Below are 24,941 nucleotides of genomic sequence, written 5' to 3' on the forward strand. Positions count from 1 at the left end.
CAACGGCGGCCGCCCCCGGGAGGGGACGGCCGCCGTCGTGCTTGATGCGCACGTACTTAACAGGGACGTGCCAGCAAAAGAGGGTCCGCTACGAAGCCGCTGCCGCGGTGTTGTACGTGGACTGGATCACGGTGCCCCAGTAGGGGCCGTACATGGTGGTGGAGTTGCTGCCATATCCGTAGCTGTTCACGGAGTTCTGGTAGCCCGAGGAGCTGGTGCCGATGAACCATGGACCGCCCGAGGAACCACCGGTCATGTTGCAGGGGATTCCCTGGCTGTTGAACTGCGGGTTGTAGGGATCATTGGTTGCCTTGCCGGAGCAGCTCTTGAGCGATTCACCGTTGAAGGGCGAGCCTGCCGGGTAGCCGAAGGCCTTGTAGCTCAGGCCGCGGGCGGCGTTGAACTGGACGCCGGAGGCCCCGACGACGTCGGCGAGCTTCTGGCCGTTGAGGGTGTTGACCACGGCGAAAGCGGTGTCGTACTGCATGTTGCCGTTGGATGCCCACTGGGTGGGGGCGTACAGCGCCTTTGCCGTCCACTTCCCGTAGGGTGCGGCACCGTTGAGGTAAGCCGGGACAAACACGAAGTTGGTGGCGTACGCGCCCGGGCCTTCGTTGAGGCAGTGGCCTGCAGTGGAGACCGTGCTCTTGTTGGTTGAGGTGACGGAGTTGCCGGAGCAGACGTAGTTGGAGCCACCCAGGGTGAAGAAGACCTTGCCGATGTGCTTGACGGGGGTTTCGCTCTGGTTGACCTTGCGGTCGATGGTCTTGGAGTCGGTGGTGGCCTGCTGGCCTGCGATGCTGCTGAGGGCGCCCGGGGCTTCGGTGACCGGGGCTTTGCCGAGGTTGAGGAGCTTGCCGCGGTCAAGTGCTTTGGCCGCGAGGATTTCGCCGGACTTGGCATTCTTCATGCGCTCCGGCGTCCAGTAGTCTGCAGCGCCGGTGTCCGACACTACATGGCTGCTGACCGCAGCGCCGATGGAGTCTGCGTTCTGGGCCGGTGCCGCGTTGGCGCTGGTGGTTCCAACCAGCGCCAGGATTGCGGCAGCGGACAGACTCAGCAGGCTTGTGGCCAGGGTCTTGGTTTTCGTCACGTTGTTCCTACCTATCGAGGGAGTGAGGCGGCCAGTGATGGCGACCGCCGACTGACGGAATTGAAGGTATCGAACGTATGACAAGTTTGTAAAGAGATGTTTCATAGTTTGTGATAATTTGGTGTCACTTCCTCGTCAAGTGGCGCGGTCCCTTTCGTGATCCCAGTGACAGCCCGTGGCAGGAGGCCGTCAGTGCTCTTTGACCGTGACTCTGTCAGGGAGGGGCTTGGGTGTGACGCCAGGCCATGAACCGTCCTGTGAGAGCAGGGATAGATTGCGCGCTCCCTCGGGATCGTCGGCGCTGAGCGGGATGATGATGGTGTTGTGCTGCGAAGGAGCCGAGGGCTGTCCGCCCATCCAGGCTGATCCCACGCCTGCAGTGGAGAGGTCGAAGAACGGCTCCCCGTCAGCGGTTCGGGCGCTGATCTGAATCTGAGTGTTGGGCATGTAACCCTCGCCTACAGACCAAACGTTCCGGACGATGTAATCGACCAGCAAATCGCCGTAAAGAACGGTGTAACCAGGGTCGATGGCTATCTGTACGGAGTATCCGGTGTTGCCCTTCACATTGGGGGGACCTCCTCCGGCGAAGCCAGTCACCGAGATCCCGGGGACGGCGTCGATTGCTTCGCGGGCTTCGGCCATCGTCTGGCCGGTGTCGGCATCGTGCGGGATGGTCTCCCGGGGTGTCGGCGCCGGGACAGCGCAAGCTGTCAGCGCGAGGAGAATCCCGGCCGCCAGGGCGGTCAGCCAGGCAGCAAAGGAGGTGGGTCGAATGGTGCGGGTCATGACTTCACTATGTTCGGTTTCGCCGTGAATGAGATGCTGGCGCGCCAGGGGACCAGACATTTGCCGGCAACCAGCCTGCAGGCAACCAGCTCTCCGCAACCAGGGTCCGACGGCGGCGGGCAGCAGCGGCGGTCAGGCCGCCGTCGGACGTTATCGCCGGAGAGTGGTAACGAACACGTGATCCCGGACACGAAGGGCCGCCTTATCCGTCTACTCGGGTAAGTTAGGAGATGTTGAAATCTGCAGACTTTCAGGGAGAACCCCGCCAATGGCCAAGATTATCTATACCCACACAGACGAAGCGCCGATGCTGGCAACGTACTCATTCCTGCCGATTGTGGAAGCGTACGCCTCGACCGCAGGTGTAGAGGTGGAGACCCGCGACATTTCGCTGGCCGGCCGCATCATCGCCGTTTTCGGCGATTTCCTGACCGAAGAGCAGCGTACGGGCAACGCCCTGGCTGAACTTGGTGAACTGGCAAAGCAGCCGGAAGCCAACATCATCAAGCTGCCCAACATCAGCGCCTCCGTGCCGCAGCTCAAGGCTGCCATTGCCGAACTCCAGGCCCAGGGCTACGCCCTCCCGGACTACCCGGACAACCCCTCCTCGGACACCGAGACGGACATCCGCTCGCGCTACGACAAGATCAAGGGCTCCGCTGTGAACCCGGTGCTGCGCGAAGGCAACTCCGACCGCCGCGCACCCCTGTCGGTGAAGAACTACGCCCGCCAGAACCCGCACTCCATGGGCGCCTGGACCCCGGAGTCCAAGACCAACGTTGCCACCATGGGCGAGAACGACTTCCGCTCCAACGAGAAGTCCGTTGTTCTCAAGGCCGACGACTCCCTGACCATCCAGCTGGTCCGCGAAGACGGCACCACCAAGGTCCTCAAGAAGGACTTCCCCGTCCTGGCCGGCGAAGTTGTTGACGCAACTGTCCTGCGCGCCGACGCCCTGGACGAGTTCCTCAAGGCACAGGTTGCCCGCGCCAAAGAAGAGGGCGTCCTCTTCTCGGCACACCTGAAGGCCACCATGATGAAGGTCTCGGACCCCATCATCTTCGGCCACGTGGTCAAGGCCTACTTCTCCGAGCTGTTCGACACCTACGGCAAGCAGCTCGCAGCCGCAGGCATCAGCCCGAACAATGGCCTGGCAGCCATCCTCAGTGGCCTGGAAGACCTGCCCGAGGACGTCCGTGAAGGCGTCAAGGCAGCCATCACCAAGGGCCTCGAAGACGGTCCCGCACTGGCCATGGTCGATTCCGACAAGGGCATCACCAGCCTGCACGTCCCTTCGGACATCATCGTTGACGCTTCCATGCCTGCCATGATCCGTTCCTCCGGCCACATGTGGGGCCCGGACGACAAGGAAGCCGACACCCTGGCGGTCATCCCGGACAGCTCCTACGCCGGCATCTACCAGGTTGTCCTGGACGACTGCCGCGCCAACGGTGCTTTCGATCCCACCACCATGGGCACCGTTCCCAACGTGGGCCTCATGGCGCAGGCAGCCGAAGAATACGGCAGCCACGACAAGACCTTCGAGATCCAGGCAGCCGGCACCGTCCAGCTCGTGGACAGCAAGGGCACGGTCCTCACCGAGCACCAGGTCTTCCCGGGCGACATCTGGCGTGCATGCCAGACCAAGGACATCCCGGTCCGCGACTGGGTCAAACTGGCCGTCACCCGCGCCCGCGCCTCCCAGACCCCGGCCGTGTTCTGGCTGGACGAGACCCGTGCGCACGACGCCAACCTGATCGCCAAGGTCAACGAGTACCTCAAGGAACACGACACCGAGGGCCTTGAGATCAAGATCCTCTCCCCGGTTGAGGCCACGGCCTTCACCCTGGAGCGCATCCGCAAGGGCGAGGACACCATCTCCGTCACGGGTAACGTCCTCCGCGACTACCTCACGGACCTGTTCCCGATCCTCGAGCTCGGCACCAGTGCCAAGATGCTCTCCATCGTTCCGCTGATCAACGGTGGCGGCCTGTTCGAGACCGGCGCCGGTGGCTCCGCTCCCAAGCACGTCCAGCAGCTGGTCAAGGAAAACCACCTCCGCTGGGACAGCCTGGGCGAATTCCTTGCCCTGGCAGTCAGCTTCGAGCACCTTGCCACCACCACGGGCAACGCCCGCGCCCAGGTCCTGGCTGACACGCTGGACCGCGCAACGGGTACGTTCCTGCTGGAAAACAAGTCCCCGCGCCGCAGCGTCGGCGAGCTGGACAACCGCGGAAGCCACTTCTACCTGGCCACCTACTGGGCTCAGGAGCTGGCCAAGCAGACCGAAGACGCCGAGTTGGCCCAGGACTTCGCAGCAATCGCTGACGCCCTGACCTCCAACGAAGAGGCCATTGTCGGCGAGCTGGCCGCAGTCCAGGGTCCCGCCGTCGATCTGGGCGGTTACTACCGTCCGGACGCCGCCAAGGCCGCTGAGATCATGCGCCCGTCAGCTACGTTCAACAAGGTCCTTGCTGACCTGAAGAAGTAGTCTCCGCAAAGCGAAACTGGCCCGCAGGCGTTGCCTGCGGGCCAGTTTGCTTTTAAGACCCTGTTCAGCGTTCGGCCAGGAACCGCTCCGGTGCCACGCCGCCGTCGACGATGTCCTTCAGCACCCGGCCAATAGCCGGCGTGAACTTGAACCCATGTCCGGAGAAGCCGGCACCCACCACCAGCGGACCGAAACGGTCCAGCACAAAGTCCTCGTTGGGCGTGGTGGTGTAGGTGCAGCTGATGGGTACCGCGGTGGAAGGGTCGACGCCGGGAAGCCACTCTTCTGCGTACCGCACCAACGCCTCGAGCTGCTGGGGGATGGGCTCGAAGGTGCGCTCGTCGGGGTCCATGACGGGACCGACTCCGTGCCAGCCTGCTTTCACGCCTTCGCCGGGAGTGAGCATGCCGTAGACGGGGCTGAACCAGTATTCGTAGAGTTCGTTGTTCGGATCGGGGTCCGGGTTGTGGTTGAAGCTGGGCCACACCAGGGTGTTGTCCGTCGGGGTGAAGTGAGCGGGTTGCTCCTGGGTCACCACCAACGCGGGGAGCTTGACGAGTCCGTTCAACACCTTCGTCGTCCAGGCGCCCGCTGTCACCACCACGCGGGTTGCCGTGTATTCGGTCTCCTCCGTCACAACCACTACCGTTTCGGCCCCATCGATGCGGATGTCGCGGACCGGCGTCGAGTACTTGAAGACGGCGCCATGGGCTTCAGCGGATTCCCGCAGCGCCACCAGGGCATCTGCCGACCGGATCCGACCGGAACCCGGCACGAACAGGACATCGGTGGCGAAGTTCATTCCCCGCCAGCGGTTGGCGGCCTCGTCGGCCGAGATGAAGTAGCTCTCGATGCCGCGCTCCTGGTGGGCCGCGTGGATCAGTTCCAGCTTGGGCACGTTGCCGTGGTTCGCCAATCCCACCATGTCCAGCAGGGGAGCGCCGTGCTGGGCTGCGAGTTCGTCCCAGAGCGTTTTGGATTCGGCCAGGAGATCCAGGTAATCAGCCTCGGCGTACGCGGTATTGAAGTTGCGGGTGGCGCCGTGGGAAGCACCAATGTGGTGTCCGGCTTCGAACTGCTCGAGCAGGACCACGGAACGGCCCGCCCGGGCGAGTTGCCACGCGGCCGCCGATCCCATGGCTCCTCCGCCAACAACTACAACGTCAACCTGCATGCCTGCTCCATCCACCGTTGGCCCTCTTGAGAATCGCACCCCCCGAAGAGGGCCACCTCCCATTCTGCCCCCACTCACCCAACTGAGTCGCAGCAAACGTCGTAATGGGGGCGCATTGGAGCGTTTGCTGTGACTCAGTTGGGCCAGGGCAGCAGTGTTACGCGGCCAGGCGCCTGCGGATCCACGCGGAGAACTGGTCCACCACGATGATCAGCACCAACACGATCAGGATGTGGGTGAGCATGGAGTCGAACTGGAACGACTTGATGGACTGGTTGATCAGCAGCCCGATGCCGCCGGCTCCCACCAGCCCGAGGACCAGCGAGGACCGCACGTTGACGTCGAAGCGGTACAGCAGCAGGCCCACGAACTGGGGGACCACCATGGGCAGCGTGGCATTGGCGACCTGCTGGATCCTGTTGGCACCGGCTGTGCGGAGTGCCTCCTGCGGCCCGGCATCGATTTCCTCCATGGACTCGGCCCACAGCTTCCCCATGACACCCGTGTTGTGGCAGATCAAGGCGAGCACGCCGGCAAAGGGACCGAGCCCCACTGCTGTGACGAAGATCAGCGCAAACACGATGTCCGGTACAGCCCGGAAGAACGACAAGACAGCCCGCGCTGCCTGGTACACGAGCCGATGCGGACTGGTGTTCCCAGCAGCCAGGGCCGCGAGCAGCAGGGCGAACGGCACGGACAACGTGGTTCCCAGCAGGCCAATCCACAGCGTCACCAGCGTCGCTTCGAGGCCGGGCTTGAGTGTCTTCTCCCAGCTCAGGTCCGGCGGGAACGCGTCGCCAATGAAGGCTGCCATGCCTTTCCAGCCGTCAACCAGGAGTTCCGGTTTGAAGTCCGTCCCCTCGATGGCCACGGCGTGAAGTCCGACGACGGCGGCTGCCACTGCCGCCGTCGTGATCCACCGCAGCGGCTTCTTGGGGCGGACCAGTGCCACGCGGGTTGTGCCGGTGGAGTCACGGCGGGCTACGGCCGGGGTCAGAGTGTGCGGAGTCATGCTGCCTGGGTCCTGTCTGAAACGACACTGTCTGAAACGTCCCGGTCCGGGGCGTACAACGTGTCGAGATGATCGGCTGTGACCTCTGTGGAGGGGAGGTCGAAGGTCATGGAGCCCTGGAGCAGCCCGATGGACCGGTCGGCGTAGCGCAGCGCGAGATCGGGCTGATGCAGGACTGCGGCCACTGCCAACCCTTCGGAGTGGGCGAGTTCACGCAGCAGAGCCATCACTTGCTCTGCGGCGTGCGGGTCCAGTGCGGAGACAGGTTCGTCGGCGAGTACGATGTCGGCCCGCTGGCAGAGTGCCCGGGCTACGGCGACACGCTGCTGCTGTCCGCCGGAAAGCCGGCCCACCCGGTCGAAGGCGCGATCGGCCAAGCCCACGCGGTCCAGACAGTCGAGGGCTTCCTGCTGGACGTCGGCCGGAAACAGCAGAGGACTGAGGGAACGAACCGTGGGGATGCGGGCCAAGGCGCCGGCGCAAACGTTGTCCAACGCCGTGCGCCGGGGGACCAGATGGATCTTCTGGAAAATCATGGCCATGCGTTGGCGCGCTTGCTGCAGGTCACGCCCTTGGAGGGTTTCCAGCGCAGTTCCGTCGATGCTGATGCTGCCGGAATGCCGAGCGGTGATACCCATGACGCAGCGCAGTGTGGTGGACTTTCCGGAGCCATTGGCGCCCAGGAACGCGACGAGTTCGCCGGCTGCAACGGAGAAGTCCACGCCTTGAAGGACATTCCTGCCGCTGAAGGACTTCCGCAAGCCTCGGACGGCGAGAAGGGGGTCAGGCATTACAGATCCTTCTCGGTGAGGCCCATGGTCTCGGCGAGTTCGAACAGCGGCGTGTAGTTGTCCTTGGTGACTTCCAGCAGCGGGCCCGGAGGGGTGACGTCCAGGAACTCGCCCACCTTGGCCACGTCGGCGGGTTCCAGGCTGAGGAAAGCGTCCTTGACGGCTGCCTTGAACGCTGGGTCCGCGTCGCCGCGCACGGTGATGGGGTCGTTGGGGATGGGGTTGGACGTCCACACCTGGCGGAAGTCGTCCTTCTTGAAGGTGCCTGCGGCAATGGCGGTGGCCAATGTCTGGGAGTTGATCTCCGCTGCATCAACCTTGCCGTTGGTCAGCGCGAGCAGGGCTTCAGGATGACCGCCCGTGTAGTCCATCGTGATGTCGGCGTCGGCGATTCCGGCTTCACGGAGGCCGAAGCGGGGCAGGACGTCGCCCGAGGTGGATCCGACGCTGCCCAGGGCGAGGGACTTACCCTTCAAATCCCCGATGGCCTGGATCGGGCTGTCCTTGGCAACCCAAATCCCGGCCGTGTACGTGCTGAGTTCCTTCTCGGCAGTGCCAAAGGAAACCAGCGGCTCGGCGCCGGCCTTGGCATCAGCGAATACGTAGCCCAGCGGGCCGAACTGGCCCAGGTCCAGTTTGCCGTTGCGCATGGCCAGGACCTCGGCAGCGTAGTCCTCAACCACCTGGACGCTGACGGGGCATTCGAGCTTCTTGGACAGCGCGGCCGCAAGGACGTCGTACGCGGGCTTCAGCTTGGCGGGGTCTTCGTACGGCTCGATGCCGAACTTGATCTCCCCGTTGGGGCAGGTGGCGGACGTCGGCTCAGGTGAGGACTGGGCTGAACCGCTACAGGCGGTAAGTGCCAGAACGGTAGCGAGGGCAAGCGCGGAACCGGTGAAGAGCGGGGTTTTCATGGGAATCCTTATGCGAAGGGGAGGGGGAGAACGGGCAAATTCAGGACAAGATGAGTCAGTACAGGCGCGATACGTTGCGGTGTGCCAAACCGAAGGACAGGGTCATGCCCACGCCGGAGGTCACGGACACCACCGTGACGCCGGGCTGAACCTCGCGGACCAGGATGGGTGCTACGTCGGAGGAAGCGTAGATGCCTTGCCACCGCTGGATGATCTCCAGTGGTTCGCCGATCCGGCCGGTGATTTCAGCGTTGAGCGTGGAGGTGACACCTTCATCCAGGAACGGATCGGCGGTGCGGTGGTAGTGGTGGGAATCGCCCAGAATGACCGTGCCGTCCGGGCGTTGGGTGAACATAACGTTGGCCCCGATCTCCAGCAATTCGGGCTGGTTCTCCAACACCTGGGAGCGGAGGGCTGCAGCGGCGGGCATGTCCGTGAACGCCGGGTACCGGAGCATGGACGTTGCGGTGAGGACTGCGGGAGCGAATTCGACGCCGGAAGGCTTGGCCGCCAGCGACATCTGCAGAGCACACCGCTGGATCCGGTGTTCTTCGGCGAGGTCCGGGAAGAGGTAGTCGACGTCGTGGCCAACACATACAAAGACCTGCTTCGCTCGAAGCCCGCCGCGCGACGTCTGGACGGTGACGCCCTCCGAGGACCCGCTGAAGCCCAGTGCGGCGGTGTTCCAGTGAAGGTCGACGCCGGGCTGCCGGCTCAGCCATTCGGCCAACGTTGCGACCGTGGTGCGGGGGTCGACGCGAAGGTCGTCCCGGAGGAAGGCGCCGCCAACGAGGCCCGGCCACTGAGCGCCCGAAGTGCCGCCGTCGTCGTGAGCTTCTTCCACAGCGAAAGCCGAAGTGCCCAGCCGTTCCCGGGTCCCGGCGGGGGAGAGCAGCTCGACTTGTCCAGGCTCGCGCACCTCGGAGAGTTCGCGGAGGACATCCATCTCCGCCTCGGTGCGGGCCAGGACGACGGCACCGGATTCGGCGGCCCAGAATCCGGCGTGCTCGGCGAACTCCAGCCAGTACTTCCGCGAGGTCTGTGCGAGTTCGTAGAGCTCACCGGACTGCGCGGTGATGCAGCAATGGCCGAAGTTGCGGACGGAGGCGCCGGCGGCGTGGTGGTCGCGCTCGATGATGGTGACGGTCAGGCCGTTGGCAACAGCGTGGGCGGCATGCGCCAGGCCCACGATTCCGGCACCGACAATGATGACATCGGTGGCCTGGTTCGCGGTCCTGTTGGCGGTAGTGGGGGAAGTGCTTGGGTTGTTCACACCACTGACAATGTCGGCTTCGGGAGAGTGAATCAAGCCAAAATGGCACTTGTATATACAAGTTAACCTAATTTTAACTTCTGTTCATGTGAGTTCATGCCAAGTTCATCTGCAGGCCCTGAGAACAGCTGTTTTCCCACCAGCGGACTTGTATTATCAACTGGTGACCACACAGACGAACGCGCCCCTCCACGTCAAGCTGAGCGAAGAATTCATGCGCCGGATCAACGACGGCGACTGGCCGCCGGGCTTCCAACTGCCCAGTGAAGCGGAGCTGTGCCGCGAGTTCGGGACGTCGCGTGGCCCGATCCGTCAGGCGCTCGCGTTCCTCCGTTCCGAAGGTGCTGTCACAGGCGGACGGGGGCGCCCTCCCATGGTTCGCTCGTCTGTGCCGTCGCAGTCGTTCTCCACGTTCAACTCGTTCACTGAGTGGGCCAGCGGGATCGGAAAAAAGCCCGGCCAGCGGACACTCGAAGTGGCACGGCGCGAAGCCAGTCCGGAAGCCGCTGAGGCACTCGGCCTGATGCCTGGCACCACTGTGGTGGAGGTCCTTCGCGTCCGTTACCTGGACGAGGCGCCGGCCATGATCGAGCGCACCACTTTCATTTTGGACGTGGGACGCAAGCTGTTCGACTTCGACACCGACTCCGGGTCCATCTTCGCGTTCCTCAAAGAGCAGGGTGTAGACCTGCACAGTGCGCGCCACACCATCGACGCCGTTGCTGCCAGTGACGAGGACGCCGAACTGTTGGAGCAACCCGAAGGTATTCCGCTTCTGCGTGAACGCCGCATCACCCGCTCCGCCGACGGGCAGCCCCTGGAATACTCCGAGGACCGCTACCTGCCGGCACTGACCAACTTCACCATCGACAACACAGTGGAGCGCAGGGCCGCCCTGGTCCGCATCCACACTGAAGGAGCCACCCCATGATCAAGCTTGTTGCCTGCGATATGGCCGGAACCACCATCGACGAACACGGCGATGTGTACGTAGCACTTGCCCGCTGCGTTGAGGAAACCGGGGTGACCACCACACCTGAGGCTGTGCAGGAATGGATGGGCGCGGACAAGGTTGAGGCCATCACAGCCCTCATCGAAGCCGGTGGGGGAGCGGCCACCCCGGAAGTGGTGGCGGCCGCATTCAAGCGCTTCAAGGAATTGCTCGTGGAGTTCTACGACGCCAACCCGCCAGTCGCGCTGGAGGGCGTGGAAGACGCCTTCCGCGCACTCCGCAGCCAAGGCATCAAAGTGGCCCTGACAACCGGATTTTCCCGCGACGTTGCCGAACCTCTCCTGGAGCGGCTGGGCTGGAGCGTCGATGACGATACGCTGCTGGACGCCGTCGTCTGCTCCGACGAGGTAGCCGCCGGACGACCGGCACCACACATGATTCACCGGGCCATGGAACTGACCGGAGTCCAGGACGTCCGCGCTGTGATGGCCGCGGGCGACACCGTGAATGACCTCGCCGCTGCCAACAACGCCGGCGTCACGGCCGTGGGCGTCCTAACCGGCAAACTGGGCCGCGAAGACTTGTCCGTGCACCCGCACCACCACATCCTGGACGGCGTGAAGGACATTCCGGCGCTGCTTTCCTGATCCTCAGCGTCGGGCCCGTACAGCCCGGCGTTTTGGCGCCCAGCCCCAGGCATGGAAGATTGGAACGCGTGAAATTCCTTCACCCGTCACCCAAGTCCTCCGCCCGCGGCGTCACCATCCTGCGCGTGGTTTTCGGCGCGCTCATCATGGTCCACGGCATCCAGAAGCTCATGGCCGGGCACGCTGCCTTTGCTGCGTCGGTTGCCGCCATGGGCGTGCAGAAGCCGGAGATCGTGGCGTGGCTGGTGATCGCCGGCGAGCTGGGCCTGGGCCTGCTTCTGGTCCTCGGCGCCCTGACCCGGGTGGCAGGGTTCTTTGCCGCCATCATGTTTGCTGGAATCTGGTTCGTTACCGAGGCCGGCAAACCCTTGCTCACGGACAAGGCAGGGGTGACTGCCGAGCTCCTGATCATCTACGCAGCAATCTCGGTAGCGTTCGTCTTCCTGGGACCCGGAGCTTTGTCCTTGGACCGCAAGCTGGCCCGGCAATCAGCCGGCTCGCGGCGTTAGCCCTTCGGGACGCCTCACCGCGCGTCGTTCGGATACCGGATGCCCAGCTGGGAGCGCACGCCGTCGAAGAGGCGCATGACGTTGACGGAGTCCTCCAGCGGCATCACCGGGCTCTCAGTGAGGCCTTGCTGGATGCAGCGCGTCACTTCCCGGAGCTCGTACGTGTAGCCGGTACCCACCACATCGAAGTGCTCGTGTCGCGGTTCGTCCCAGCCGACCCGGATCATCAGCTCGCGAGGATTGTTCACTGAGCCAACGGTCTGCAGGAATCCGAGCCCGCCCGCAACGGTGGCTGTCCGGGGTCCGTGCGCCATCAGGGACGACGTCAGCTGAACCTGGGCACCACTGGAGTAGCCCAACGTCAGGGCGTTCTGGGTGTCCACGCCGTCGTCGTTGAGGGTGCCGATCGCGGTGACGGACTGCGGGAAACCCAGCGTGCCCAAGGCCCAGAGCAGCGGGTAGACGGTGATGTCCAGAAGTGCGCCACCACCATCATTGAGAGCCCAGATACGGGCCGAAGGGTCGTAGGGCGCCGGGAAGCCAAGATCCGCGCTGACCCATTGGATCTGTCCAAGCTCGCCGGAAGCAGCGATTTCGAACGCCCGCTGCATGCTCGGCAGGAAGCGGCTCCACACGGCCTCCATGAAGAACACGTTGTTCTCCCGGGCCATTTTCACCAGCTCGGAGGCCTCACGGGCGTTGATGGTGAGGGCCTTCTCGCAGAGCACGTGCTTGCCGGCACGCAGGGCGGCCGAGGCGATCAGGAAGTGCTGGGCATGGGGTGTGGCCACATAGACCACATCCACTGCGGGGTCCTCCACCAGGCGCTGGTAGCCGGGAACACCGCCGTCGTCCCCGTAGCCCTTGGCGAAACCCAGCGTGTGCGCGAACGCATCAGCGGCAGCCTGCGTCCGGGAACTCACGGCGTAAGGCTCCGCATCTTCCAGCAGGGCCAGGTCCTTGGAAACACTGTTGGCAATGTTGCCTGTAGACACGACGCCCCACTTCAAGCGCCGGCCGGTAGCTGCCCGGGGATCCTTGTTGGTCTGGGTGGACAGCCATGGCACGGCGATAGGGAGAGTCATGTCTGACATCCTCTCATTTCGGCCGCCGCTAACCGGGAAGTTGCAGCTGCTCCAAATCAGCCAAGGTTCCCGTTGATTCGAACGTCAGCCTGACATTGACGTTGTACGCGCCAGGCCTTCCAAGGTCCGGTATCCAAACTTCAGCGACACCGGCGTCATGGTTCGTGGTGGCCACGATCCTGTAGGCGAGGTTCTCGGCCTTCCAACTTTCGGAAATATCAACGCCATCCAGGGACCAGGTCAGAAGCATCGGTACGTGGGCCAGTCCCTCAAGGTCCAGTCTCACGGCTACAGTCCACCCGAGGGGGTCCTTTCCCTGGGTACCGTCGACGACCAGCACTTCCTCCAAGGCCTTGACCAGTTCTGCTGCCACTTGCGCGGGTGGAAGCAGTTCGCCGGCATCGTTGACGGTCACCGGTGGGAGCAGCGCTGGAAGGACTATGAGGGCTCCGGGAACGTAGCCTTCCAACACCTTCTGTTCCTTCACCGCGGACCGATACTCCTCCGGCGGACGGGAAGTGATCTTGGTTGCCATGGTGGGCGATCCAGTGGACGTGCCCTGGGTAGTTGATGTTGTCACGGGGGTTGTGGGAAGAGTGGGGGTGATGGTCGCCGTGGACGTCGTCGGAGGAGGCGTGGTGGGCGGAACAGTGGTGGGCGTCGGCTTTTTGGTGCCGGTAGACGCGGCACGACCAACGGAATACGGCTCTAGGGCGGCTGCTGCGGCCGGGTTGAGTGTCAGGTCCTTGCCCAAGTCAGCCGGGGCGAATGCCGCAAGCGAGGTCTGCTTGATGATGGTGATCGATTCGATGTCGGCAACATCTTCGGTATTGGGCGGAATGATCCGGTCCCACAGGGCGATGATGCTGATGAGGGCTGCGGCGATGGCTCCCGCGGTAATGATCCAGGTCTTGCCGCGTCGATGCCAGGGAGTCTTTTTTCCTTTTTTCTTGTGTGCGGACACGCCCGCCACCTCCTGCCCTGCTCACAGATTGCTCCCGCGCCGGAGCAGCGTCAACCCTGCGCGGCGATGAATCCCCGGCGACACGTAAGCAATCTGTCAAGTCACAGGAATGCCCCGCCCGCGGAATTTCCTCGCCTAGGCTTAGGCCATCATCCCTCGCAGAGGTTCTGTGGGGAGTTACCGAAATGGAGCAGGGATGGGTATCTTTCGGCGCGTCATTTTGCCGGTTTCCTGGTTGTTGGTTTTCGCGGTTATCGCGGTGGCGTTGGTCAAGATCGCTTTTGTCGATGGTCTTGAAGCGTCCGGATCCGAGCCGGCGCCGTTGGCCCAGGTGGATATCCCGGTGGTCCCCGCCACCCGCGCCACTGTGACCAATACCGTGCAGATCAAGGGAACCGTCCAGAGCGACGTCGCCGACACCGTCCGGAGCACGTCCGCAGGCAAGGTCATCAAGATCTTCGTTGAAGAAGGCGGAACCGTAGCCGAGGGTCAAGCCTTGTTCCAGGTCAAAGCTGAGCGACCTGTCACCACCCCACAGCTTTCCAAGGACGGCACACCAACTACGCCCAAGCCTGTGTACGACTACTTCGACATCCTCGCTCCCAGCGCCGGCACCCTGCAGCAGCTCACAACGCTCATCGACCAGCAGGTAACCGTCGGCGAGGCGGTGGGCAAGATCGATCCCGGAACCTACACGGTGGCCGGCTCAGTGACAGCGGCCCAGCAGTACCGTCTGCTGGGCAAGCCCGGCCCAGCGGAGATTGCGTTGGTGGGTGGACCGGCGCCGTTCCAGTGCGCCGAAGTGACGCTCAAGAACAACGCGTCCGACGACGGCGGCAGCGCCTCAGGCGGGTTGGCCGCCACTGGCGGAGGTGCCGGCATGGGCGTGGGCGCAGCGATCGCGGGACCTGGCGCCGGCGGGAGCCAGCCGGAAGAAGGCGGAACCCCCACGGGAACGCTGAGCTGTGCGGTCCCCTCAGACCAGCAGGTTTTCGCCGGGCTCGGAGCCACCATGACCGTCAGTGCTGGAGTGGCCCCGGACGTGGTGACGGTTCCGTTGACCTCCGTCAAGGGCAGCGTCAAGGACGGAATCGTCTGGATTGCCGGGCCGGGCGGAACAGGCGCTGCGCCCGAGCAGCGCACGGTCCAGCTGGGCCTCAACGACGGAAACGTTGTGGAAGTGACCTCTGGCCTGGCCGAGGGCGAGCAGGTCCTGGAGTTCGTTCCCGGTGCACCGGCTGCCCCGGGCCCCATGATGGGGCCGGGCCAGGTCGCCTACGCTCCGGCGGGCTAGGGCCATGGAAGAAGCACGCGAACGTCCACGTCGGGAAACCGCCAAAGTTAGCGCCGAGGTGGCCGCCAAGGAAACGCTGGTCAGCCTGCGATCAGTCACCCGGTCTGTCACACTGCCGGACGAGCAGCAGCTGCATATCCTCAGGGGCATCGACCTTGAGGTGTACAGCGGCGATCACACCGCAATTGTCGGCCGTTCCGGTTGCGGCAAATCGACGCTGCTGAATCTGCTCGGCCTCCTGGACGTCCCTACGTCGGGTGAGCTGGAGTTCCTCGGCCAACCCGCGGACCAGCTCGGTAACAACGCCCGGGCACGCCTGCGCGGCTCCACCGTGGGCTTTGTGTTCCAGCAGTTCAACCTGTTGCCCGGACGCAGCGCCCTGGACAACGTGATCACCCCGTTGTTCTACGCCAAGGGCAAGGAGTTCTGGCGCCGCCGGGAGATCGCTATGGACATGCTGGACCGCGTGGGCCTCGCCGCCCGGGCCAACACCATGCCCAACATGCTCTCCGGCGGTGAGCAGCAGCGTGTAGCCATTGCCCGTGCCTTGGTCCGGAGGCCACGGCTCATCCTGGCTGATGAACCCACGGGGGCATTGGATGTGGAAACCGGCCAGTCCGTCATGGCACTGCTGGACACCGTCGCCACGGAAACCGCGGCGGCTTTGGTGACCATCACCCACGACACCAACGTGGCAGCCCTGGCCCGGGCCTGTTACCGGCTGGACTCCGGCGTGCTCAGTCCACTGTCGGTTCCCGCAGCAGCAGGTGCCAGCGCATGACCGGCTTTGTTTCCACGCTGGTTGAAGCGTGGCAGGAGCTTCGCATCAATAAAGTCCGGATCCTCTTGGCGCTGATGGGCGTGGCGTTGTCCGTGGCAGCGTTGACCTCCGTGGTGGGCGTCGGGAATCTGGCCCGTGAAGGCTACAAGGTACAGTCCGAACGAAACGGCGGACGGGTGGCAACGTTGTCGCTGAGCGTCAATGGACCAAGCATGCCGGACCCGGTGAAACTCGAGAAGGCATACCAAGGGATCCAGCAGCGCTACGGCATCACCACTTCCACCCACGTCGGTCAGACGCAGGCCGGCTTTCAATTTCCCCGCGGCGTGACCGCCGTGAGCATGACCATCGTGGACATCGGCTACGGCACCATCCACCGGGTTCCGCTTCAACAGGGAAGCTGGTTCGCAGCCGATGACGGTCAGAGGCTCGCACCCGCCGTCGTGGTTTCCGAGTCCTTCTACAACCAGGCGGGCAGGCCCAACCTCACCACCCATCCCACGGTGAGCATCCCCGGTGACCGGCCAGCTACGGCGGTGATTATCGGCGTCGTCCCTGATACGTACCCCGATACGCCGCCGTCCGCGTTCATCCTCAGCGAGGGTGCGGCCATGACTGGGATGGAACCGCAGACGTCCCAGTTCAAGATGTGGGTGGGCGAGGAGCAGTCCGACGCACTCAAAGCGGCGATCTCCGCTGACCTCCAAGGCCAGTTTCCCGGCTATTACGCCCAAGCCGACCGCATGGACTACGCGGCGTGGGGCGACCCCTTGGCTCCCGTGCAGTTGGTGGTAGGCGGTGTAGCAGGCTTGGTGCTGCTGCTCGGCGCCGTGGGGATGCTGAACATCTCCATGGTCACTGTGCGCTACAGGGTCCGCGAGATCGGCATCCGCCGCAGCTTCGGAGCAACGTCGGGCCGGATCTTTGTTGGCGTGATGATGGAATCCGTGGTGGCCACCGCAGTCGCCGGCGTGGCCGGTGTCATGCTGGCGGTCGCGGTGGTCAAGCACCCGTGGATTGAATCGAAGGTTGCGCCCGGCCTCACCGAGTACCCGGCATTCCCCATCGACGCCGCGCTCCTTGGATTCGGTGCGGCCGTCCTGGTGGGCGCACTCGCCGGAGCCATTCCTGCACTCGTGGCGGTGCGCGTCAAGGTCATCGACGCGATCCGGTTCTGACCTCCTCCGTGAGCCTGCCCTGCTGAAGCCGGAAGCAACGCTCGGTTTTCTGCGCCAGGCTGCGGTCATGCGTAACCACCAGGATGGTGGTGTTGTGATCGCGGCTCAGTGAGCTGAGCAGCTCGATGATGTGCTCACCGGTTTGTTCGTCCAGGTTGCCTGTGGGCTCATCAGCGAGGATCAGCTTTGGCTCATTGGCCAGGGCACGGGCAATTGCCACGCGCTGCTGCTCGCCGCCGGACAGACGGTTGGTCCGGCGTGCGTGCTTCTCCGGATCCAACTGCACCTGCTCCAGCAACTCCTTGGCCCGCTGCAGCCTGGCTGCCTTGCGGACGCCCGCGAACTCCATGGGCAGCATGACGTTGTCCACGGCACTGAGGTTGGGAATCAGGTTGAACTGCTGGAACACGAAGCCGATGTCCCGGCGACGGTACTCAGTCAGCTTGCCGTCCGGGAGTCCCGCCAGGCTGACGCCATCCACGACGACGTCACCTGAGGTGGGCTTATCCAGCGCACCCAAGAGGGACAACAGCGTGCTTTTGCCGCTGCCGCTTTTGCCCACGATGGATGCCAGCGAGCCCTTTTCGAGCTCGAAGCTCACGCCGTTGACGGGCTTGATGGTCCGGTCACCGGACTTGAACTGACGGACCAGGTCCTTGACGACGATCACGGCTATTCTCCTCGGAGTACTTCGATGGGACGGATACGGGCAGTCAGCAAGGCCGGGACCAGCGCGCCGATGATGGCCACCGCGAACACTGCTGCGATGCCGGCTGCGAGGACGCCGGGGGAGACGCTCGCGGTCACGGAGGTGAGCAGTTGCGACGCGCCGCCGAAGGGGCCGCCTTGTCCGCCGCCCGGGAAGCCACCGGGCATTCCGCCACCCGGGACCGCGCCGTTGGGCATGGCCCCGGCAAGACCGCCGCCCCGCTGGGTGGTGGTGGCCGCCGTCGTGCTTGAATTCGAACTGATGAGCGCCGATGCGATACCGCCGCTGGCCAGTGACGCAATCACCGCACCCACCACGCTGCCGAGGGCCACCAGAACCAGCGACTCGAGGACGAACTGCAGGCCGATGGTGCGGTTACGGGCACCGATCGCCTTCAGGACACCGATTTCGCGGCGGCGCTCGCGGACCAGCATCACCATGATGAGCAGGATGATGATGCCGGCGGTAGCCAGGGCTGCGATGAAGGCGATCAGGGAGATGTTCTTGACGCTGTCCAGCGAGCTGACAGCGGTCTCAAGGTTGCGCTGGCCCTGGGTGACGTCGGCCTTGTCCGTGCCGAGTGCGTCCTGGACGGCCGTTTTGGTGCTGTCCACGTTTTCCATGCTGTTGACCGTGACGATCATGCTTGAGAGTTCGTCAGGGGTTTCGGCCAACGTCTGGGCTTCCGGGAGCGTCACGTAGACGGCGTTGTTGCCAAAGGTGGTGCCGGCGTCGAAGATGCCCGCCACGGTGAAGGTCTTGTCCTGGATGGTGAACGTGGAACCGACTGTCAGGCTGTTCTTCTCCGCAAGCGAGGTGCCCACCAGTGCCTTGGCTTCGGCTGCGGTGTAGTCGCCCAGTCCTGCGCCGCCGGTGATGTCCAAAGCTTTGCCGGTGCTGTCAACCTCCGCACCGATGCCCGTTGCGGTGATCGGCAAAGTACGCACAGGCTGGGTGGTGCTGCCCGTAGTTCCCGCGGAGCCGTTCCGGTTGCCCAGCGTACCGGCGTCGACGGCGGCCGTCAGGTTGGTGCTGACCGTCGCCTGCTGCCCGCCGGGACCGAATCCGCCGCCGGGTCCAACCTGCTGGGTGGCGCCGGCGGCCGCGTCGCCGGTGGCTGTGGCAGTGGCCGCCGTCTGGAGGCGCAGTGCTTTGGTGCCCACCACCGATGTTACGTTGGCGACGGAAGCCGCAGTCTCGGCCTCCGCCGTCGTGAGTGGCTCGCCGCCGCCTTCAAAGCCTTGGCCGCCCGCGGGGTTCACCGTCAGGGTAGTTCCCACGGACGCGTTGAGCTCCTGGACCTTGGCGCCGACGGCCTGGTTGGCCACCAGCATGGCCAGCGCCAAGCCGATGGCGACGGCCAGCACGGCGACTACCGCTGCCGTTCTGATCTTGTTGCGGAAGGCATTGCCTACGCTTCGGGCAAGGACGCTCACGTTTCTCCTCTTGACCTGCAGGTGTGTTCGGCCCGCTGAACGCGGGCTGCAACTCCTACCTTGCTGAGCGCTGCTGTGCGGCAAGCCAGCCGAAGCTATGCGTGGGCTGTGAAAGCACCTGCGTCCGCGGTGCGGGAGGCAAGCGAAAGCCCCGGCCCGCCTGCTGGCGGACCGGGGCTGACTGTCGTGCTTTAAGGGGTGTTACTTGGTGATCGGGCCGAGTACCGGATCGTCAACGTAAGCCGTCTTGACGTTCTCTGCCGTAACAATCTGCGGCGGGAGGAGGTAAGCCGGGACGGTCTTAACGCCGTTCTTGTAGGAGTCCTTGTCGTTGATTTCCAGTTCCTTGCCGGCCTGGAGGTCCTTCACCATGGTGATGGCGTGCTCAACGAGCTTGCGGGTGTCCTTGTTGATGGTGGAGTACTGCTCGCCGGCGATGATCGACTTCACAGACTCAACTTCGGAGTCCTGGCCGGTGACAACCGGGAGCGGCTTGCCGGCGGCCTTGACGGACGTCAGCACTGCGCGGGCCAGGGTATCGTTCGGGGACAGGACACCGTCCAGGGAAACGGTGCCGTAGCTGCCGGTGAGCAGCGTGTCAGCGCGACGCTGGGCGTTTTCTGCCTTCCAACCCTGGGTCACAGCCTGCTCGAACGAGGTCTGGCCGGAGACTACCTTGAGGGTGCCGTCGTCGATCTTCGGCTTCAGGACGCTCATGGCGCCGTCAAAGAAGACCTTCGCGTTGGCATCATCCGGGGAGCCTGCGAACAGCTCGATGTTGTACGGACCGTTTGCCTTCTTGGCCTTCATGCCGTCCAACAGGGCCTGGCCCTGCAGTTCGCCCACCTTGAAGTTGTCGTAGGCCACGTAGTAGTCCACGTTCTCGGTGTTCAGGAGCAGGCGGTCATAAGCGATGACCGTTGCGCCGGAGTCCTTGGCCTGCTGGAGCTGAGTGCCCAGCTGCGCACCGTCGATGGCACCGACGATGATGACCTTGGCACCCTTGGTGACCATGGCACTGATCTGGTTCTGCTGCTCGGATACGCCGCCGTTGGCGAACTGGACGTCCGGCTTGAAGCCGGCGCTGGTGAGGCCGTCGTTGAACAGCTTCTCCGCGAGGACCCAGTTTTCACTGGTCTTCTGCGGAAGTGCGACGCCGATCAGCGAGTCCTTGGGGAACGCTTCCCCGCCTGCTGTGCTGCTGCTTGAGCCGCTGTCAGAGCGGCCGCAGGCTGTCAGCGCCAGTGCCGCGATGGCAGCGACTGCTGCTGCCTTTCCTGCTTTACCAAACATTCGCATATCTTGGTTCACTTTCTGTGTGGGTGGGGTGGAGCGAGTCTGTGAGGAAGCGGATCACGCTTCCTTGGAGATGACCTCTTTGGTGGATGTGGTTTCGTCGGGCTTGATCTCGTTGTTGCGCTGGAAGTTCTTCATCAGCAGTCCGGTAATGGACCGCTTGCCCTGTGACTTGTTGTAGACATCGAAGGCGACTGCTGCCAGGAGCACCAGGCCCTTGATGATCTGGGTCAGGTCGGCGCCTACGCCCAGCAGCTGGAGGCCGTTGTTGAGCACAGCCATGACCAGGCCACCGACGATCGAGCCGATCACGGTGCCAACACCACCGGTGACGGCTGCGCCACCGATGAACACTGCTGCGATGGCGTCCAGTTCCCACCCGACGCCGTCAAAGGGGCCGGATGCGGTGGAACGTCCGACGAAGATCATGCCTGCCAAGCCCGCAAGGACGGACATGTTCATCATGACCAGGAAGTTGACCTTCTTGGACTGAACGCCGGACAGCTCAGCTGCGTGGCGGTTGCCACCCACGGCGTAGACGTGGCGGCCCAGGACGGTCTTGTCGGCGATGAATCCGTAGATGAGGACCAGGACGGCCAGGATCAAGCCGGGGATGGGGAAGGAAGTGCCGGGGCGGCCGGTGGCGAACAGGTACGTGGCGTAGAGGATCGCGCCGCAGATCAGGACCAGTTTGGTGACCTCGACCCAGAGCTCGGGTACGTCGGCGCCAAGTGCCTTGGCGGTAGCGCGGGCACGCAGGGACATGATGACCACGAAAGCTACGGCGATCAGGCCGAGCAACACCGTGAGGTTGTTGAAGCCCGTTTCCGGTCCAACCTCAGGCAGGTAGCCGGAACCGAGGAACTGGAACTCTTTAGGGACGGGGATGGTGTTGGACTTACCGACGAACTGGTTGAAGCCTCGGAACAGGAGCATGCCCGCCAGGGTCACGATGAAGGCAGGGATGCCCACATACGCCACCCAGAACCCTTGCCAGGCGCCAATCACAGCTCCCAGGACCAGTCCGAAGAGCACGCCTGCCCACCAGGGGAAGCCCCAGTCACGCATTGCCAGGGCTACGAAAACCCCCACGAAGGCGGCCACGGACCCCACGGAAAGGTCAATGTGTCCGGCGATAATGACCAAGACCATGCCGATGGCCAGGATCAGGATGTAGGAGTTGCCGTTGAACAGGTTGATCACGTTGCCGGGGGTCAGCGTGCGGCCCTCGGTGAAGATCTGGAAGAAGACGATAAGTGCCACCAGGGCGAAGATCATGCCAAACTGGCGGGTATTGCCACCAAATAGCTTCTTGAGCGCGTTCATTGTTTTGGTCCTTGTGTCAGGAAGGGGCGAGGCTGGGCCAACGGGTCAGGCGGTTTTGCGGGCGGAAGTCATGAGCTTCATGAGGCTTTCCTGGCTTGCTTCGTTCTTGTCCAGGACGCCGGTGATGGCGCCTTCGAAGATGGTGTATATGCGGTCGGACAGGCCCAGGAGCTCCGGGAGCTCCGAGGAAATGACAATCACTCCCTTGCCCTGGTTGGCGAGTTTCTGAATGATGCCGTAAATCTCGTACTTGGCACCCACATCGATTCCGCGGGTGGGTTCGTCCAGGATCAGGAGGTCCGGATCGGTGAACATCCACTTGGCCAGGACCACTTTTTGCTGGTTGCCGCCGGAGAGCTTGGCTACGCCTTCTTCCACCGACGGGGTCTTTGTCCGCAAAGACTTCCGGTACTCCTCGGCAACGGAGAATTCCTTGCGGGTATCCACTACCGAGTAGTTGCTGATCTTGTTCAGCGCCGCCGAAACTGTGGTGGTCTTGATGTCATCCAGCAGGTTCAGGCCCAGGGACTTGCGGTCCTCAGTGACGTAACCCAGTCCGGCGTCGATTGCTGCTTTGACCGAGCGGAGGTTGACCTGCTTGCCGTCCTTGTAGACCTGGCCCTTGATGAAGCGGCCGTAAGAGTGTCCAAAGAGGGACCGGGCAAGTTCCGTGCGGCCGGCGCCCATGAGGCCTGCGAAACCGACAATCTCGCCACGGCGGACAAAGAAGTTCGAACCCTTGCAGATCAGGCGGTCCTGGATCTGTGGGTGGCCGACCGTCCAGTCCTTGACCTCGAAGAAGACCTCGCCGATCTTGGGTTCGTGATCCGGGAAGCGGGACTCCAAGGTCCTGCCCACCATGCCCTTGATGATCCGGTCCTCGTCCACGCCATCACGCTTGACGTTCAGGGTCTCGATGGACTTGCCGTCACGGATGATGGTGATCTCGTCCGCAATTTGTTCGATCTCGTTGAGCTTGTGGGAAATGATGATCGAGGTGATGCCCTTGCCCTTGAGGCCCAGGATCAGGTCCAGAAGGTGCTGGGAGTCGGATTCATTCAGTGCAGCCGTGGGCTCATCCAGGATCAGGAGTTTCACGGACTTGTTTAATGCCTTGGCGATTTCCACCAGCTGCTGCTTGCCGACGCCGATTTCCTTAATGGGGGTATCGGGATCCTCGCGGAGCCCAACGCGGGCCAGGAGTTCGAGGGAGCGCTTGCGGGCCTCGGCCCAGTCGATCACACCCCACTTGGTGGGTTCGTTGCCGAGGAAGATGTTCTCCATGATGGACAGTTCCGGGATCAGGGCCAGTTCCTGGTGGATGATCACGATGCCGGCCGCTTCACTGGCGCGGATGTCCTTGAACTGCTGGGTTTCGGCTTGGTACACGATGTCTCCCGTGTAGCTTCCGTACCCGTAAACGCCGGAAAGAACCTTCATGAGCGTGGACTTGCCGGCACCGTTTTCCCCGCAGATTGCGTGGATTTCGCCGGCCATCACGCGCAGGCTCACGTTCGACAAGGCCTTCACGCCGGGGAATTCCTTCGTGATCGAGCGCATCTCCAAAAGGATGGGATCACCTTGCGTGTCGAGGGATGTCATCAGCCCTTACGCCTCCAATGCATGACTTCGTTGTCGGCCCCGCAATGGCGAGGCTGTCTGATGAAAAAGTAAACTGGATCACCCGTCTTGTCGTCAAGACTTGAACGCATGATCCAGCTAACGATTTCGTTACCTACCGGTAATACCTGCGTGTTGGAACACCAAAGCGGCAGCTCCCAAGGCCTCTGCGCGTGCACCCAGCGACGACATCGCGAGGTGGGTTGTCTCGCCCACCACTGGCACGGCGTGCCGCACCAGGCCCCTGCGGATCGGGTCCAGCAAGAGGTCGCCGAGGCCCGCCAAGGGGCCGCCCACCACAATCACTTCAGGGTTGATGAGGTTGGAAACGTTGCCCAAAGCGCGTCCTACCGCCAGTCCGGCGTCGTCCACCACCCGCTGTGTTGCGGAGTCGCCGGAGAGGCAGTTGCGGACGATGTCCTGTGGCGTCAGCAAGGTCTCCTGGCCGCGGCCCAACAGTTCGATCATGGTGGTGGTGGACGCTATGGTTTCGAGGCAACCCCTGTTCCCACAGCGGCACACCAGGCCGTGCTCATGGATGGTCGCATGGCCTATTTCACCCGTGATGCCCACATTGCCGTAATAGGGGAAACCGTTGAGAATCAGGCCCGCGCCGATGCCCGAACCGATCTTGAGGAACATCAGGTTGGACACCCCGCTGTGGGGTCCCCACGTCACTTCGGACAACGCACCGAGGTTGGCGTCGTTGTCAACAAAGACGGGGCAATTCAGCGCTTCCTCCAGCCGGTGGAGAATATCGATGCCCACCCATTCCGGGAGGATTGCGCCTTGCGCCACCGTGCCGGAACGGCGGTCGATCGGGCCAGGAATGCCCGCTCCTGCGCCCACTACGGCAGTGCGGTCGATGCCGTTTTCGCGGAGCAGTTTTTCCAGCAGCAGGACAGCCGCCGCGATGCCTTCTTCCGCCTGGTGGCCCAGCGGTAATTCGATGTAATCCTCGGCAATGACGTGGTAGCCCAGTGAAGCAAGGACTACGCGCAGGTGGCGGCGTCCGAAGTCGATGCCGACGGCCACGGCGCCGTTGCTGTTCAGCCTGACGTTGGTTGCGCGGCGACCGGAACTGGTGGTGGGTTCGGTGGAAACGAGGCCAGCGTCCTGCATGATTTTCACGATGTTGGAAATCGTTGCGGTGGACAGCCCGGTCTGCCGTGAAAGCTCGGCCTGCGTTGATGGTCCGCTCAGCAGGCACTCGATGATGCGCTGCTGGTTCAGGTGGCGCAGTGCGGACTGCGAGCCGGGTTTTCTTGGGTGGCTCTTCGTTGAGCGCTGCGTAGCGGGCATGACAAGAAGATTGCCCCACAAGCGACGTTGTAGTCAAGAAGTGAACACAAGGAGTCAACTCACCGCGACATACTCCAACGCAAGAACATGGGATAAGTACCCCCTTTAGGGCCCGCTAATCGTTCGAAATCCATGTCGTGGGGCGCAGGACGGGCCCCGCAACGGGAGGAATGGCGGGCAATGCGTCCCGCTTCGGCGGCCCCCGGGTCCAATTGCCCCGCCCAACGTCCGCGGGCCGCGCCTACGCTGGAAGCAAGAAACATCCCGGGCACGTGTACGAGGCATCGGGAACAGGCGAAAACCTA

At 63.5% G+C, this 24,941-nt stretch carries 22 protein-coding genes; 7 read left to right on the forward strand and 15 right to left on the reverse strand.

The window, feature by feature from the left end:
* Positions 1–88: 88 nt before the first annotated feature.
* On the reverse strand, positions 89–1,093 hold the full coding sequence (locus tag QEH68_RS06180; protein ID WP_280627384.1) for a hypothetical protein: 1,005 nt from the start codon (positions 1,091–1,093) through the stop codon (positions 89–91).
* 189 nt (positions 1,094–1,282) lie between these two features.
* Positions 1,283–1,882 (reverse strand): hypothetical protein, encoded by a 600-nt coding sequence (locus tag QEH68_RS06185; protein ID WP_280627386.1) that lies wholly within the window; start codon positions 1,880–1,882, stop codon positions 1,283–1,285.
* 268 nt (positions 1,883–2,150) lie between these two features.
* Here QEH68_RS06185 and QEH68_RS06190 point away from each other — a divergent pair, with 268 nt between their 5' ends.
* Positions 2,151–4,373, forward strand: coding sequence for an NADP-dependent isocitrate dehydrogenase (locus tag QEH68_RS06190; RefSeq protein ID WP_280627388.1), 2,223 nt, complete (start codon positions 2,151–2,153; stop codon positions 4,371–4,373).
* 64 nt (positions 4,374–4,437) lie between these two features.
* On the opposite strand, the gene QEH68_RS06195 is transcribed toward QEH68_RS06190, so the two are convergent.
* The 5 genes from QEH68_RS06195 to QEH68_RS06215 all read right to left on the reverse strand — a co-directional run bounded on the left by QEH68_RS06195 (position 4,438) and on the right by QEH68_RS06215 (position 9,537).
* A complete protein-coding gene (locus QEH68_RS06195; RefSeq protein WP_207596729.1) occupies positions 4,438–5,547 on the reverse strand; it encodes an FAD-dependent oxidoreductase in 1,110 nt (369 codons plus the stop codon).
* A gap of 157 nt (positions 5,548–5,704) precedes the next feature.
* On the reverse strand, positions 5,705–6,559 hold the full coding sequence (phnE, locus tag QEH68_RS06200) for a phosphonate ABC transporter, permease protein PhnE (protein WP_280627390.1): 855 nt from the start codon (positions 6,557–6,559) through the stop codon (positions 5,705–5,707).
* On the reverse strand, positions 6,556–7,350 hold the full coding sequence (locus tag QEH68_RS06205) for a phosphonate ABC transporter ATP-binding protein (RefSeq protein ID WP_280627391.1): 795 nt from the start codon (positions 7,348–7,350) through the stop codon (positions 6,556–6,558). The genes phnE and QEH68_RS06205 overlap by 4 nt, the downstream gene beginning before the upstream one ends.
* Positions 7,350–8,264, reverse strand: a complete 915-nt coding sequence (locus QEH68_RS06210; RefSeq protein ID WP_280627392.1) for a phosphate/phosphite/phosphonate ABC transporter substrate-binding protein — start codon at positions 8,262–8,264, stop codon at positions 7,350–7,352. The genes QEH68_RS06205 and QEH68_RS06210 overlap by 1 nt, the downstream gene beginning before the upstream one ends.
* A 55-nt stretch (positions 8,265–8,319) precedes the next feature.
* Positions 8,320–9,537, reverse strand: a complete 1,218-nt coding sequence (locus QEH68_RS06215) for a TIGR03364 family FAD-dependent oxidoreductase (protein WP_280627394.1) — start codon at positions 9,535–9,537, stop codon at positions 8,320–8,322.
* A gap of 163 nt (positions 9,538–9,700) precedes the next feature.
* Here QEH68_RS06215 and QEH68_RS06220 point away from each other — a divergent pair, with 163 nt between their 5' ends.
* From QEH68_RS06220 to QEH68_RS06230, 3 genes are all read left to right on the forward strand, one after another.
* Complete coding sequence (locus tag QEH68_RS06220) at positions 9,701–10,468, forward strand: GntR family transcriptional regulator (RefSeq protein ID WP_207596733.1); 768 nt, start codon at positions 9,701–9,703, stop codon at positions 10,466–10,468.
* Entirely contained in the window at positions 10,465–11,136 is a 672-nt protein-coding gene (locus QEH68_RS06225; protein WP_207596734.1) for a phosphonatase-like hydrolase, read from the forward strand. Before QEH68_RS06220 ends, QEH68_RS06225 begins: the two co-directional genes overlap by 4 nt.
* A gap of 68 nt (positions 11,137–11,204) precedes the next feature.
* The gene (locus QEH68_RS06230) at positions 11,205–11,645 is read left to right on the forward strand and encodes a DoxX family protein (RefSeq protein ID WP_280627397.1); all 441 of its coding nucleotides are present in this window, start codon (positions 11,205–11,207) and stop codon (positions 11,643–11,645) included.
* A gap of 14 nt (positions 11,646–11,659) precedes the next feature.
* On the opposite strand, the gene QEH68_RS06235 is transcribed toward QEH68_RS06230, so the two are convergent.
* Positions 11,660–12,730: a Gfo/Idh/MocA family oxidoreductase gene (locus tag QEH68_RS06235; RefSeq protein WP_280627399.1), complete on the reverse strand. Its 1,071-nt coding sequence runs from the start codon at positions 12,728–12,730 to the stop codon at positions 11,660–11,662.
* Between the two features lie 28 nt (positions 12,731–12,758).
* Positions 12,759–13,694 carry a hypothetical protein gene (locus QEH68_RS06240; protein ID WP_280627401.1) on the reverse strand — a complete coding sequence of 312 codons (936 nt, stop codon included), beginning with the start codon at positions 13,692–13,694 and terminating at the stop codon, positions 12,759–12,761.
* A gap of 196 nt (positions 13,695–13,890) precedes the next feature.
* Between QEH68_RS06240 and QEH68_RS06245 the strand changes: the two genes are divergently transcribed.
* The 3 genes from QEH68_RS06245 to QEH68_RS06255 are packed head-to-tail and all read left to right on the forward strand — an operon-like array spanning position 13,891 to position 16,947.
* Positions 13,891–14,988 (forward strand): efflux RND transporter periplasmic adaptor subunit, encoded by a 1,098-nt coding sequence (locus tag QEH68_RS06245; RefSeq protein WP_280627403.1) that lies wholly within the window; start codon positions 13,891–13,893, stop codon positions 14,986–14,988.
* Positions 14,989–14,992: 4 nt separating this feature from the next.
* Entirely contained in the window at positions 14,993–15,769 is a 777-nt protein-coding gene (locus QEH68_RS06250; protein WP_280627405.1) for an ABC transporter ATP-binding protein, read from the forward strand.
* On the forward strand, positions 15,766–16,947 hold the full coding sequence (locus QEH68_RS06255; RefSeq protein ID WP_280627407.1) for an ABC transporter permease: 1,182 nt from the start codon (positions 15,766–15,768) through the stop codon (positions 16,945–16,947). The genes QEH68_RS06250 and QEH68_RS06255 overlap by 4 nt, the downstream gene beginning before the upstream one ends.
* Here the strand turns inward: QEH68_RS06255 and QEH68_RS06260 are convergent.
* The 6 genes from QEH68_RS06260 to QEH68_RS06285 form a co-directional block, all read right to left on the reverse strand.
* On the reverse strand, positions 16,925–17,617 hold the full coding sequence (locus QEH68_RS06260) for an ABC transporter ATP-binding protein (protein ID WP_207596738.1): 693 nt from the start codon (positions 17,615–17,617) through the stop codon (positions 16,925–16,927). The two genes, QEH68_RS06255 and QEH68_RS06260, sit on opposite strands and share 23 nt — an antisense overlap.
* A gap of 2 nt (positions 17,618–17,619) precedes the next feature.
* The gene (locus tag QEH68_RS06265; RefSeq protein ID WP_280627410.1) at positions 17,620–19,092 is read right to left on the reverse strand and encodes an FtsX-like permease family protein; all 1,473 of its coding nucleotides are present in this window, start codon (positions 19,090–19,092) and stop codon (positions 17,620–17,622) included.
* 201 nt (positions 19,093–19,293) lie between these two features.
* Positions 19,294–20,391: a sugar-binding protein gene (locus QEH68_RS06270; RefSeq protein ID WP_280627412.1), complete on the reverse strand. Its 1,098-nt coding sequence runs from the start codon at positions 20,389–20,391 to the stop codon at positions 19,294–19,296.
* Between the two features lie 54 nt (positions 20,392–20,445).
* Complete coding sequence (mmsB, locus tag QEH68_RS06275) at positions 20,446–21,714, reverse strand: multiple monosaccharide ABC transporter permease (RefSeq protein WP_207596741.1); 1,269 nt, start codon at positions 21,712–21,714, stop codon at positions 20,446–20,448.
* Between the two features lie 45 nt (positions 21,715–21,759).
* A complete protein-coding gene (gene mmsA / locus QEH68_RS06280) occupies positions 21,760–23,316 on the reverse strand; it encodes a multiple monosaccharide ABC transporter ATP-binding protein (RefSeq protein ID WP_280627414.1) in 1,557 nt (518 codons plus the stop codon).
* A gap of 129 nt (positions 23,317–23,445) precedes the next feature.
* A complete protein-coding gene (locus QEH68_RS06285) occupies positions 23,446–24,636 on the reverse strand; it encodes an ROK family transcriptional regulator (RefSeq protein ID WP_089594117.1) in 1,191 nt (396 codons plus the stop codon).
* Positions 24,637–24,941 lie beyond the last annotated feature (305 nt).

It is taken from the genome of Paenarthrobacter sp. OM7, assembly GCF_029873575.1.
Lineage (GTDB): Bacteria > Actinomycetota > Actinomycetes > Actinomycetales > Micrococcaceae > Arthrobacter.